This is a genomic window from Candidatus Nitrosocosmicus sp. R (assembly GCF_054408505.1).
The window spans coordinates 962,586-975,907 of sequence record NZ_CP167090.1; the positions used below are offsets into that span (position 1 = coordinate 962,586).

The 13,322-nt window shown below is 36.1% G+C and carries 14 protein-coding genes and 1 tRNA gene; 10 read left to right on the plus strand and 5 right to left on the minus strand.

What is annotated here, in order from left to right:
• Window positions 1-25: 25 nt before the first annotated feature.
• Window positions 26-1,555 (plus strand): B12-binding domain-containing radical SAM protein, encoded by a 1,530-nt coding sequence (locus tag AAGU22_RS04945; protein WP_458721742.1) that lies wholly within the window; start codon window positions 26-28, stop codon window positions 1,553-1,555.
• Between the two features lie 108 nt (window positions 1,556-1,663).
• On the opposite strand, the gene AAGU22_RS04950 is transcribed toward AAGU22_RS04945, so the two are convergent.
• Together AAGU22_RS04950 and AAGU22_RS04955 are read right to left on the minus strand one after the other, a co-directional pair.
• Window positions 1,664-1,999 (minus strand): hypothetical protein, encoded by a 336-nt coding sequence (locus AAGU22_RS04950; protein WP_458721120.1) that lies wholly within the window; start codon window positions 1,997-1,999, stop codon window positions 1,664-1,666.
• A gap of 48 nt (window positions 2,000-2,047) precedes the next feature.
• Entirely contained in the window at window positions 2,048-2,890 is an 843-nt protein-coding gene (locus AAGU22_RS04955) for an FAD-binding oxidoreductase (protein ID WP_458721121.1), read from the minus strand.
• 551 nt (window positions 2,891-3,441) lie between these two features.
• Here AAGU22_RS04955 and AAGU22_RS04960 point away from each other — a divergent pair.
• Entirely contained in the window at window positions 3,442-4,050 is a 609-nt protein-coding gene (locus tag AAGU22_RS04960) for a hypothetical protein (RefSeq protein ID WP_458721122.1), read from the plus strand.
• Window positions 4,051-4,055: 5 nt separating this feature from the next.
• On the opposite strand, the gene bcp is transcribed toward AAGU22_RS04960, so the two are convergent.
• From bcp to AAGU22_RS04975, 3 genes are all read right to left on the minus strand, one after another.
• Window positions 4,056-4,550 carry a thioredoxin-dependent thiol peroxidase gene (gene bcp / locus AAGU22_RS04965; RefSeq protein ID WP_458721123.1) on the minus strand — a complete coding sequence of 165 codons (495 nt, stop codon included), beginning with the start codon at window positions 4,548-4,550 and terminating at the stop codon, window positions 4,056-4,058.
• Between the two features lie 97 nt (window positions 4,551-4,647).
• Window positions 4,648-5,712: a redoxin family protein gene (locus tag AAGU22_RS04970; RefSeq protein WP_458721124.1), complete on the minus strand. Its 1,065-nt coding sequence runs from the start codon at window positions 5,710-5,712 to the stop codon at window positions 4,648-4,650.
• A 75-nt stretch (window positions 5,713-5,787) separates the two neighbouring features.
• Window positions 5,788-5,872, minus strand: a tRNA-Leu gene (locus AAGU22_RS04975).
• A gap of 97 nt (window positions 5,873-5,969) precedes the next feature.
• Between AAGU22_RS04975 and AAGU22_RS04980 the strand changes: the two genes are divergently transcribed.
• From AAGU22_RS04980 to AAGU22_RS05015, 8 genes are all read left to right on the plus strand, one after another.
• Window positions 5,970-6,206 carry a DNA-directed RNA polymerase subunit N gene (locus tag AAGU22_RS04980; protein WP_458721125.1) on the plus strand — a complete coding sequence of 79 codons (237 nt, stop codon included), beginning with the start codon at window positions 5,970-5,972 and terminating at the stop codon, window positions 6,204-6,206.
• A 6-nt stretch (window positions 6,207-6,212) separates the two neighbouring features.
• Complete coding sequence (gene eno, locus AAGU22_RS04985) at window positions 6,213-7,466, plus strand: phosphopyruvate hydratase (RefSeq protein ID WP_458721126.1); 1,254 nt, start codon at window positions 6,213-6,215, stop codon at window positions 7,464-7,466.
• Between the two features lie 254 nt (window positions 7,467-7,720).
• Entirely contained in the window at window positions 7,721-8,305 is a 585-nt protein-coding gene (gene rpsB / locus AAGU22_RS04990) for a 30S ribosomal protein S2 (protein WP_458721743.1), read from the plus strand.
• A 7-nt stretch (window positions 8,306-8,312) separates the two neighbouring features.
• Window positions 8,313-9,176: an AmmeMemoRadiSam system protein B gene (gene amrB / locus AAGU22_RS04995; RefSeq protein WP_458721127.1), complete on the plus strand. Its 864-nt coding sequence runs from the start codon at window positions 8,313-8,315 to the stop codon at window positions 9,174-9,176.
• A 51-nt stretch (window positions 9,177-9,227) separates the two neighbouring features.
• Window positions 9,228-10,268: a mevalonate kinase gene (gene mvk, locus AAGU22_RS05000; RefSeq protein ID WP_458721128.1), complete on the plus strand. Its 1,041-nt coding sequence runs from the start codon at window positions 9,228-9,230 to the stop codon at window positions 10,266-10,268.
• A gap of 99 nt (window positions 10,269-10,367) precedes the next feature.
• Entirely contained in the window at window positions 10,368-11,180 is an 813-nt protein-coding gene (locus AAGU22_RS05005) for an isopentenyl phosphate kinase (RefSeq protein ID WP_458721129.1), read from the plus strand.
• A gap of 83 nt (window positions 11,181-11,263) precedes the next feature.
• The gene (gene fni, locus AAGU22_RS05010) at window positions 11,264-12,340 is read left to right on the plus strand and encodes a type 2 isopentenyl-diphosphate Delta-isomerase (RefSeq protein ID WP_458721130.1); all 1,077 of its coding nucleotides are present in this window, start codon (window positions 11,264-11,266) and stop codon (window positions 12,338-12,340) included.
• Window positions 12,315-13,322 carry a polyprenyl synthetase family protein gene (locus AAGU22_RS05015; RefSeq protein ID WP_458721131.1) on the plus strand — a complete coding sequence of 336 codons (1,008 nt, stop codon included), beginning with the start codon at window positions 12,315-12,317 and terminating at the stop codon, window positions 13,320-13,322. Before fni ends, AAGU22_RS05015 begins: the two co-directional genes overlap by 26 nt.

Consider the following 13,322-nt stretch of genomic DNA (forward strand, 5'->3'; position numbering starts at 1 on the left):
TGTGCTAACTGCCGATTGTAGTTTGATGACCAACTATAGAGGTAATTTTCTTTATGGGTTCATAGCATGTGGCCCATATGAACTTGTTCCTGAATTTGTATTTGATAAACTTTTTTGTCCAAGTGTTGAAACTGATAAGAATACTGGAGAAATAAAAGTTGCCCAATGTGGTCTGCGTCGTATTGAAAGTGCATTGATTCGAGAGTACGATAAAAGTGAAGTATTTCTAGCTCATCCAGAAATGTTGGAAAAATGTATTGGACCACAAACCAAGGTTGTAGGAATAAATGTCATGGATCCGTTGGGAATGGCTCCGGTAACAACCACAATGTCACCTGAAAAATTATCTTATGTGGCAATGAAATTTAAAAAAATGTGTGCTTCCATTATTCAATTAAAAAAGAAATATGATTTTAAAGTCGTGGTTGGAGGTAATGGCTCTTGGGAATTAGCCAAACCTGAAAGGATGAAGATTCACGGAATTGATACAGTGGTGATAGGTGAAGCAGATGAGTTAGCATTGGATTTGTTTCATGATCTAGAAGCTGGGGATGCACCAGAACTTCTTCATACGTTTGTACGCAATATAGAGAATATTCCTGTTATACGTGGTCCAACAATCAACTCATTAATTGAAGCCATGAGAGGTTGCGGACGGGGTTGTGATTTTTGTGATGTGAATAAGAGATCTAAGAAAGATATTCCATTAGATAGATTACAGGAAGAAGCTAAAATAAATATAAAATATGGCTTTGATTCCATCTGGCTGCAATCAGATGAAATGTTACTTTATGGCTGTGATAATAAAGACTTTATACCAAATCAGGAAGCAATTTTAGACGTTTGGAAGGGACTAAAGTCGGTAGGAGCTAACTTCATAGGTACTACTCACATGACTTTGTCAGCTGTTGCTTCATCCCCTGATTTGATAAAAAATATTTCTCAGGTAAATGATATGGAAAACAATGGTCGCTGGCTTGCGACCAATTTAGGAGTTGAAACTGTTGCCCCGCGGATGGTAAAAAAACACCTTGGGGTAAAAACGAGGCCTTTCCAACCAGAGGAATGGGGATCAGTTGTAAGAGAGGGATGCAAAATACTAAATCAAAATCATTGGTTTCCAGCATTAACATTGATAATTGGATGGCCTGATGAAACACCTGATGAGACCCAATATACTATTGATTTGATCCAGGATTTCAGACAAATGAATATGAGGGGATTAGTCGCTCCATTATTGTATCAGGATTTCTCTGAGAAAAATTCAATGCATTTTGGAAATTTGAATGAATCACAATTTGCCCTCTTTTGGACATGTTGGCAACATAATCTTAGGGTAATAAGTGACATTATACCTATAATTATTCGTAACAAATCTTACGGCCCTGCGATGAAGGTATTTATGGCAATGTTAATAAAATTTGGAACTTGGGCCATAATGAGATATTTGCGTGGCCTGTCCAAAGGCTTGTTTGAAGGTAAACCTGCTGAAGATATTGTTGCAAAGTATGTGCGACCGCGTTCTGTGACCGCAGCAATGCCTCCAAAATTATAAAAAAGAGTTTATTTTAAAACTCTATTTTATGTCTGGTTTATATTCTAGGTTTGAACGAAAAAATAGGAATAGTTATTCCTAAAATTAGACCGAGGAGAGGTAAAAAATCTAGTGTGTTGAGCTGATCTGGCTCAATGCTGCATCAGCAATGGTGTCCCTCTTAGGTGTAATGACAATAAAATAATTCTTATCAGCTCTTTCCATGACACTGACTAGTTTGTGTTTTTTTGCTGAGATATCAAATTCGTACATTCCGTGCTCAAGATTCCCCTTTGTATAAATCATGAGTAATGTTTCCCCTGATAACGGGGTAATTGGGACCATTGAAAAAACATATCCTTTGTAAGAACTAATGGGTAGGATCTGTTTCATATAGGGTGCCACTGAAACCAAATAAATCAAAACATCTTCGATGGTTTCGAATTCTTCAAATTCAAATTTCATTTAAATTAACTATTTGAAAGTAGGTTAAATAAACTTTATAAAAAAAGTTTATCCGTACGATTCAAATTTAACGTCAAAAGTACCATCTTTTCTCTTGTTCCTTTCAGTTACAAAACCCTTTGGTACTAGAGAATCTAGAACCCCATCTACGGTGCCCTGCCATCCACACACATAAAAAGACGTATTTTGCGGTGTAATTTTCTCACCCACTAGTTCCTCCAAGGGTGATTTATCCTTGCCTGGCTTTGGACGTAGAAAGGTTTCTACTCTCCCCTTATGTCCATTCCATGATCTATTGAACCATTCCTGGGGCCTGCTGATACTTGCTCGATATCTAAAGTTCCATTCACTACCACCCTTCTCCAAACTTTCGGCCTCCAACTCGGTTAACAATTCTCTATAACTCAATTCATCGACATAGCTTGCGCCGTGAAGCACTACGATTTGTCTTTTAGTCCCCTTTGATTTTAGGTGTAACGAATATGATATAAAGGGGGCTAAACCTGTTCCGCCTCCAATCAGTACTAATCTCCTATTATCTGGACTACCATCAGGCATTTTTTCATTAATTGTAAAAATACCTGTGGGCCTCACCCAATTAATTTCGTCTCCTTCCCTCTTATCAAATAATTGTGTTGTAAGCCTTCCGGGCAGTGGTTTCTTAACCCATCGTACTACAAGCTCAAAGTGTTTTTTTTGTTCTGGGGGTGAAGCAATCGAATATGCTCTCCTTATTACCTTACCTTCATTAGGAACATTTAAACCCAAGGTAACAAACTGACCCGGTTTAAAGTCTGGGACTTGGCCCTCGTTTGGTTTAACATGAAAAATCGCAAGGTCTTCTTTTAGAACCCTGATATATGAAACTGTTGCCTTATTGTCTACTACCATAATATTCTCTGTTTTGAGCCAAGTTAGTTAAATATTTTGTTCTTATTATTTTTAAAGTAACATTTACTTTCATTTTTGTATCAGGGATTACGATACTCAGAATGATTTTGCAAGGCAACTCATAAATTAATCTGAATTTTATAAGGTCATGATGATTAGAAACTACGCGTGGTAAATATAAAAGTCGGTTTAGTTAAACTTTTTGATTATATTATAGTAAGGGGAACCCTTGTGTCTTTCAATACATTTTTGACAAATTGATTTGTCGCCGTATTTTTTATGACAGGGGCAATCGCAATTCAAATTCATATTGGATCCCAAATAATACTCTATGAGAATTTGATGAAACATATAAATCGTTTTATGCAATCTTTACGAAAATACAGAAATTAAAAATGATGCAAGACCCACAATCACTACCGGTTTCTAATTTTCATAAGGTCAAGTTTTATGCACAAATGGTATCAATGTTAGAATTTACTCGATGATCTCCAAATTTTTTGTTAAAAAGCAGATCAGAATTACTATATAGTATAAGGTACTGTCTGAATATGACTGAAAGTTTGACTGAATCGATGCATTCGTTTATTTCTAAATCTGTTATCTCTTCTACAACCTGTAAAAAATATCTGGCTTCTGATGGTATTTCATCTAATAATTTGTTGTTGAAGGATCAAACAGGAAAAGTATTGCTTAATTGCAAGAATGTTAGTGTTTTAAAAGGTAAAATAGACGGGATAGGTGTTTCTTTTGCTATAACTAAAAATCTAGATGAGTATCAGTTTCTAATATGTAATTACATTCCCGCCTTACCTGATCACGATATGTTCAAGTTAAAATTTCAAAAGATGCGGTTGCTTATTACCATGTTTATAAATAAAATGGTCGGTGTGTTACTTCAATCTAAAATAAACCCCAAAGCCTTGGCTGACTTGAATAAACACGGCAATGCTATATTGTTAGAGGTTTCTGAATTAACGCATGAATTTCGTGAAAGAGACCAAGATGACAGAGTCAAATACCTTCTAAATGAGGAAAATATGGATATGCTAAATCTCAAAATGGATTATTTTATCCAATTTGGTGCTACTGAAATCCAAATTAATAGGATCCTGTTGTCCATTTATGGATATGATATAGCTGATTCAGCAATTGAATGAAGGTGTCATCCATCTTTAAAGAATTCAAGCACTTCTTTGCTGTGACCCCTTGGTTTGACACTTGAATATATTTTAGCAATGCTTCCAGTTTGATCAACTAAAAATGTTGACCTTGTAACGCCAAAGTATTCCTTACCCATAAATTTTTTGAGCCCGTAGACCCCATATTCCTTTGAAATTTCATTGTTCGGATCGGATGCAAGCATATAGGGGATATTCATCTTCTCTCTGAATTTTGTATGAGAATCGTTAGAATCCGGGCTGATTCCAATTATTTCGATCCCCTGTTGTTCAAATAGAGCATAGTCTTTAGTAAATTCCTCAGCCTCGGTGGTACAACCAGGAGTAAAATCTTTTGGATAAAAGTAAATAACTATCTTTTTGTGTTTTAACAGGTTTGACAATTTGAATTCATTGTTCTTTGGGTCTCTGTATTCAAAATCGAAAGGCTTGTCGCCCTCTTTAATTTTCATCATATTATGATCTTTTTGGTTTGACATACTGTTAATTGTTAGGACACCAAAAATACATGTTTGTTTTCATGCTGCCATCCTGCTCATGATATATCTTAATTTATTGTCTGCCATTGTTCAAGTATTAACCAAATACAAATGTGTAAAAATAGAAATTATCTGTCTTTGGTAATATTTCAAGCACATGAATTTCAGGACTTGGCGTTTTGACTATGTTCATAATATGTGGCCATGTGATTTCGATATAACTCGAATTACTATCCTTTTTTACATGATATCCTAATTGTTCATCCGTTAAAAATTCACCATCCAGCTTAACATTTGCTATTGCAGGCTGGCCGTCGGTACTACCAACTATTACGTTTACATTTGATGCCATATTGTATTTGAAGACTATTGCGGGATCTTTTTCCTTATGGTCAAATGATGCCTTTATGCCCTCTTTATCCCATCTCCATTTTCCTTTTAAATACACGGTATTATCCAACACGGTTTGAGGCGCAGTGAACACATTGTATTCATTAATTTTGGCTTTTTGATTATTTCCAAACCTTCTGATCCGTGAGTAACCTACGCAGATCTCAGGGGCCATGCCGTTAAAATGCATTCCGTATATCTTAGTCACCTCATTTTGATTGCTGTTGATCTCTTGTTCCTTTTCCTTTTGGTTGTTTAAATCAGTACTTAATTCTGATATACCATCTTGCTTTTCTTGAGGCGATTCTCTATTGGAGAATGGGAGATCAAGCAAATCGGCTAAAGCTTCTTCAAAATCATCAAATGTTCCGTATCCAGGATGTTCGTACCTTACAAACCCATCAGTATCAATCAATATGTGCTTGGGCCAGTATGAATTCCCAAATACTTCCCAAGTTTTATTATTGGTATCATATCCCGTCACATCTCCATCCAATCCAAACTCCTTTAATGCCTTTTCGATATTAGCGATATTTTTGGCAAATTCATATTCGGCTGAATGAATCCCAAATACAACCAAACCTTTATCAGCATATTTCTCTTGAATCTTTTTTATTGTAGGAATGGTTCTTAAGCAAAAAATGCATGTATATGTCCAAAAATCTAAAAGCACTACCTTACCTTTTAGTTCCTTTATACTATGCGTGGCGTTGTCGCTCCAATTCTTGATATCTTTGAATTCTGGTGCTGATACGGCAGGTATAATGTTCATTTAATGACTATTTTCATCATGTAACTTATGTCTGTTTTCTGTAGTATTCTATTTATTTGAAAATGTCAAATCAGATGCGGGAGATGGGATTTGAACCCACGAACCCCTAAGGGATAAGGCCCTCAACCTTACGCCTTTGGCCAAGCTGGGCGACTCCCGCTTTGACATTTTATTGTTGGAAGGATAATTTGAATATTCCCACTAATATCATAATGGCATTTGAATGATTTTTATTATGGAGTTCATTTTTTTATAGCATGCTTGTTCCAGTAAGATGCTTCACATGTGGAAAACTGATAGCTAATATCTATAATGAATATTTAACTCAGTTAAAACAAGGAGAAGAACCAAATAAAATTATGGATTCTTTGAAAATTACACGTTATTGTTGCAGAAGGATGTTCGTCTCAAGCGTAGAGACCATATATCAGGTCATTCCCTATTATGAAGCTTTGAGGAAACGACGGGCGGAGATTCAATCTGAAATGGAATGATAAACATTGCCTGAAATCACTTCTATTGAAGAAAGGCTAGTTTTCAATAGCCGAGGAGATAAAACTATCGAAATTGATGTACAGTCCGACAACAAGTACCAAGGGAGGGCTTGTGCACCATCAGGCGCCAGCGTCGGGATGTATGAGGCACAAAGCTTTATTCAAAACGACCCAGAATTAACCATTAGTAATTTTAACAGTATAAAGAATAAATTTATTGGGATTGACAGCGCAGACCTCAAAAATCTGCACAATGTGATTAAAACAGTGGATCCTTCTGATAATTATTCAAATATTGGGGGTTCTGTGGCTTACGCCCTTTCCATAGCGAGCGTAGATTCAGCTGCAAAGGCCATGAACATTCCATTCTATAAAGTTTTGAACCCTAAATTGGATAAGATTAGTTTCCCGTACCCTCTTGGAAATGTATTGGGGGGAGGCGCACATGCTGGTCCAGGAACCCCTGACTTGCAAGAATTTTTAATTTGTCCTGTAAAATCACTATCGATCTCCGAAGCAATCTCTTTGAATTCACAAATTCATAAGGAGGTAAAAAAAAGTATCGAAAAAATCGACAGTAAATTTACATATGGAAAGGGAGACGAAGGAGGATGGGCCCCTGCTATTGTAAATGATCACGCCATTGAGTTAGTTGAAAATGCAATTATTCAGTGCGGATATGATCCAAAGAAAGAGATCAGAATGGGTATAGACTTTGCAAGCTCCTCAATGTGGGATACTAACAAGAAGGTATATGATTACCAGCGGGAGGGAATTTTAAGAACAACAGAGCAGCAAATAGAGTACGTTAACAAATTGATCCGTGACTACAACCTCATATATGCTGAAGATCCATTGCATGAAGAGGATTTTGAGAATATGTCGATTATCACTAAAAATAACCCTACGTGCCTTGTTACGGGTGATGATTTGCTAGTAACAAATACAAATAGGGCCACTCTGGCTGCTAAAAAAAAAGCCTGCTCTGGAGCAATTTTGAAGGTAAATCAAGCAGGCACTTTATACGACGCCATGTTATTTGCAGAAGAATGCACCAAGAATAACATCAAAATCATTACTTCTCATAGGTCGGGTGAGTCAGTTGACAGTCATATTTCTCATATTTCTATCGCTACAAATTCAATAATGATAAAAACTGGTATCGTAGGCGGCGAAAGAATTTCCAAATTAAATGAATTATTAAGAGTTTCAGAGTATGGTTTAATAGAAGGAATGGCTAAATGGAGCAATATATCATGAATATGAATACTGAGGAAATGGATTCTCTTAATAATTCTAATAATGAAAACATAGATAAAACTGTTAACGATGATGCTTCCACAACTGAGGAAGAAGATTCAAAAAATACAACTAGCAACTCAGAAGAATCTCCTGAAAACTATGGGGAATCTGATGAAACTGAACAAACAATTATTGGCGATGAGGAACCGAACAGTTCGTCTGATATCGTAGAACAATCAGAATCATTAGAAGATCCTAATAACCTAGAGAAAATGATATTGTCAACTGGAATCAGGGTAGGAACTCCGATCAAAACTAAATTTATGACATCATTCATAACTCGTGCTAATCCCGAAGGCTTGTATATCCTTGATATTAGTAAAACTCTTGCAAGAATTGACGTTGCCGCCAAATTTATTGGTAGAACGAATATTGCAAATGTTGCGGTAACATCTGCTAGGGAGTACGGAAAAACACCAATCGAAAAATTTTGTGAACTAACAGGCGCTCGTGGTATTTTTGGAAGATTTATGCCAGGTACATTTACTAATCCTTCATTACCCAAATATTTGGAGCCCGAAATAGTTATAGTCACAGATCCGCAGGCCGATGAACAGGCCGTATTGGAAGCAACAAGAGCTGGGGTCCCTGTAATCGCATTATCAAATAGTGACAATATTACTTCTAAAGTTGATTTGGTAATTCCATCAAATAACAGAGGCAGAAAAGCCCTTGCTACGGTTTATTGGCTGTTGACAAAAGAAGTCCTTAAAAAACAAGGAAAGATAAAGTCTGATTCTGAGATGCCATTGACAATAGATGATTTCGAAGCAAAACTAGTTGAAGAATTGATTTAATTAAATATTGACACGTGAACATAACTTTAGTGGAGTTTTTTATCCTAAAGATTATGGGAAATTGAATGCTTCAATTCAAAGCTTTTTTTCGCTCCTGAATTCCTCTTCTGAAGATAGCAAATTCCTACAAATGGTAAATGAATATATTCAAGATAAAAAGATTCTGAGTTTTATAGTTCCTCATGGTTCGTACGATTACTCTGGTTATGTGTCATCATTCACTTATTACCTAATAGACAAGATAGAATGTCAGAATTTCATAATACTATCTTCCGATCATCGTGGCACTAGCCCTGGTATTTCGGTGTGGGATCAAGGTAGCTGGAATACCCCCTTGGGTCCAGCACAAATCAACGAGACAATGGCACGTGATCTGATAAATAAAAGTAATGATGGCTTTTTAGAGATAGATTCATTTTCTTTTGAAATTGATTACACAATTGAAACACAGTTGCCATTTATTCAAGTATTAAAGAAGAATAATTTTAGATTTTTACCTATACTTCAAAGAAAACAGGACAAAAAGACTTGTATACAACTAGCAAAGTTATTAGCAAGTATAGTACCTCAAAATGAAAAAGTTATACTATTATCTACCACTAATTTTACTCACTATCTAAATTATAAAGAATGCTATGCCATTGATAAAAAACTGATATCAGCAATTTCAAAGATGGATATCGATTCATTTTATGATACTTTGAAAAACTATTTTCAATACATCTGCGGATACGGTTGTGTAGGTACTGCAATAGAATTTTCTAAATTATTGGGAAACTTTGACGTAATTTTATTAAAGCATCTTACGAGTGGCGATATTGATGACAAAAAGTCTTCGGTCGTGGGTTATTCATCGATTCTAATGCTTTAGAGGGCTTGAGGTTGAGGAGGAGTACTAATAGTAGTAGGAATGGGAGTTTGATTGTATTCAAATACTAACACTTTTGAACGCCAAATAGAAGCAGTAGCTCCAGGAAAGGTAATTCTTTTTGGGGAGCACTTTGTGGTTTATGGATATCCATCGTTAATCACATCAATAGATAAATTCTTTAAGGTAAAATTATATATCTCGCCATCTACGGCCGATGAAATCAAAATTGAATCAAATCTAGGTTTTAGAGCCACTTTACAAAACTCGGTGCTTTCCTTCCCAGTGGAACAGAATAACACATATCATGAAATTATCAAGAAGCTGTACAGCGTTATCCAATATCTGGTGACTAATGTCAGCATTGATGTTAGATCAAAGTATAGTATTTTGATTCGTTTGGACTCTGAAATCCCGTTAGGCGGAGGACTTGGATCCTCTTCAGCTTTTTGTGTTGCATTAACAGCTGCTCTTTACCATTTCATAGATAAGACGCTAAATAAGGACAAGATTTGTTATGAATCTATTCAAGCGGAGAAGATACTCAATAGAAATACTTCGGGAGCAGATTGTAGTATTTGCACATTTGGGGGGTTGGGACAATTCGACAGATTGAATGGTTTTAGGAGGATCTTAGCAGATTTTAGTGATTATCAGTTCTTGATAATAAATAGCGGTATTACACATGATACCTTTTCTATGATAGAGAAGGTAGCCAAAATTAAAAATAATTATCCCAATGATTTTAACATCCTATGTAACCAGTATGGAGATATCTATAATCAAGTTTTCAGCTACCTTGAGCATAACGATATTGAAAACATTGGTGAACTTTTAAATAGGAATCACCAATTGTTAGTCAGTCTTTCTTTGTCTAATCCCATAATAGATAAGATAATCAATATTTGTAATTCTGAGGGTTCGTTGGGAACAAAAATTACCGGGGCTGGGGGTGGTGGTTCAGTTTTGTCTTTCCTGCATAAGGATGATCTTTCAGCAGTCAAGAATATTCTAAAAAGATTAGATTTATTAAATTTAAGATATTTCTTTGCAAAGATTGATCCAGAAGGGTTGAGGATAGGTCGCAATAACTAATACCTCAGCGCCTTTGGCCATAGTACCAAGATCCCAAAAAATTTTAATAAATCACACAATTAATAATGTCTTGATATTTCACTAGTCTAGTACGTCTTCATGGCTAGCAATTTAATAATCATAAAGTTAGGCGGATCGGTAGTTACATTCAAAGACAAACCTTTATCTCCAAACTACGAGGGGATCGATAAAATATTAAAAGTATTAGGTGAAATCAAGAAAAATTTTAAGATTATTATTGTTCATGGTGGAGGTTCTTTTGGTCACTATTGGTCTGTAAAATATGATATGCATACCAAGCCATACCCATATTCGGATCTAGGTGTATCTGTAGTCCATGAATCCATGATCAAACTAAATCACATAATTATCACTAAATTTATAGAGTCCAAACTAAAACCTTATTCGGTTCAACCATCTGCATTCGTATTTAACAGCGCCGCGGATCCTGCGAGAATACATGATATCCTTGGCATGACCACTGGGAATGATCTGATACCTATTACGTTTGGAGATGTAATACATACCTCTGAAAATAAATTTTCAATTCTTTCTGGAGATACTATAATGTCTATGTTATGCACACAATTACATCCAGATTTCTCCATTTTTACCACAAATGTAGATGGATTATACAATAATATGGATAAAGGGGAAATAGTCCAGGAAATTCGAGTAGACAAGACAGATAATGACAATATTTTTCTAAAAGGTGAAATGCAAAGGGATAACCCTGACTCTTCTTTTGATGTTACAGGAGGAATGAAACGGAAAATAACTGAATCCATTCAAATTGCAAAATCAGGAACACCAGCATATTTGATTAATGGTTTCCATCCAGAAAGAATATTAGATATAATTCACGATCGTGAATATATTGGTACATGTATAAGAAAGGGTCCTGGGAGTTAGGACGGAAATGAAATATTCAGATTTCTGGGAGGGAGTTAGATACGGATAGCGAAGACCATTCAATCTCCGAAAAACAAATTGAAATGATAAAGAGGAGAAAAAAAGAAGGAATAGACATCCCTCTGAATCAAAAGGTTCAGGGCAGAGAAACTACAACTCTTTTGGAGGATGTATATTTGATCCACAATGCGTTGCCCGAAATCAATATAGAAGATATAAAATTGAATACAGTTTTCCTTGGAAGGAACTTTTCTGCTCCCATTATCATTGACTCGATGACTGGCGGTACTGATGAAGCACTAGTTATAAACAAAAGATTGGGTCAAATAGCTGAGAAGTATGGATTAGCAATGGGCCTTGGAAGTCAAAGGGCTGGACTAAAAAGTGACAAGCTGGTCCAGAGTTATGCTGTTGCTCGCAGCGTTGCCCCAAATGCTTTTTTGATTGCAAATATAGGTGGGGCCCAACTTGCGGAAGGATTATCAAAAGATGATGTGAAAAAAATCATAAAAATGATTGATGCTGACGCATTAGCCATTCATTTGAACCCACTCCAAGAACTGATTCAACCCGAAGGGGAACCAAATTTTAAGGGAATACTACAAAAAATAACCTCTCTAGTAGAGGAAATAGAGATTCCTGTCATAGTAAAAGAAGTGGGCTCTGGAATTTCGCCTGAGGTCGCTCTCAAACTCCAAAGTGCTGGAATTGGAGCTATTAACGTGGCAGGGGCGGGAGGTACAAGCTGGGCCGGAATTGAAAAAATAAGAGCGGATAATGCCCACAGTGATATAAAATCTAATTTGGGCACCCTTTTTTGGGATTGGGGTATTCCCACTGCTCTGTGCATATTATTGACTTCAAGATCAGTAAAAATCCCTGTGATTGCTTCGGGTGGACTCCGCAATGGCCTAGAAATAGCCAAGTGTTTGATGCTTGGAGCTAAAATGTCTGCAATGGCCTTTCCTTTCTTAAGAAAGGCTGCAGAATCCGAGTATGAGTTAGACAAGTTTACCCAGTTGATTTTAGCGCAGCTCAGAGGTACGATGTTTTTGTTAGGTTCATCTGATATTGATTCCTTGGTGAATACAAGATATATATTGAAAGATAAATTAGCAAGTATGTTGAATAGTTATGAGTTCAGAAGACATAAAAACTGAAATCAATCTTGTTGCTTCTAAGATAAATCAATTTATTCTCAATAATATTTCCGGCGAGCCTTTTGGCTTGTATACGGCTTCTTTGCACTATATAAATAGTGGGGGTAAGAGGCTGAGACCCTTTATGACTATAAAATCCAGCGAACTTCTTAATGGGAATTTACAATCTTCGCTTCCGGCCGCTGCTTCTGTAGAATTAATTCATAATTTTACATTGGTTCACGACGACATAATGGATAATGATAACGTTAGGCATAATGTAACTACGGTACATCGGCAATTTGGAATTCCTTTGGCAATTCTAGCTGGAGATGTCCTCTTTTCAAAAGCATTCCAAGTGATATCTATTCATGGAAAGAAGGTTGGGCTTGATCAATCCGTTCTGTTGAGGATGGTGGACTTGTTATCCACTTCCTGTATTGATGTCTGCGAGGGACAAGCCTTGGATATACAAATGGCTCAGAACGACGAGTTTTCATCAACAGGATCATATATTAAAATGATTGAAAAAAAAACGGCCGCCCTGTTTAGAGTTTCCTGCGAATTGGGCACTCTTTCATCACCTGATTTTGCCGAAAATGATTTAGGAAATATGTCTAGATACGGAGAAAAAATCGGCATTGCATTCCAACTAATTGATGATTTGATAGGAATTCATGGAGATTCAAAACTAACTGGCAAATTTGTAGGAAATGATATACGAGAAGGTAAAAAAACTCTGCCTATTTTATTAGCTTTTCAGAATCTAAATTCTACAGATAAGGATTTATTAAGACAACTGTTTGGCAAAAAGAATGCGAAAGATTCTGAGATTGCAGAAATGGTGAAAAAAATTGCTGAAATTAGAGTCGATATGGAAGTCCGTGATATTGCAAACAGTTACGCTGAGGAGGCATTTAAGACATTAAAAAGTTATGATCGGTCTCCTGCCTTAATTTCATTAGAAAATTCTGCAAAATACATTGTAGAACGGAGTTTGTAA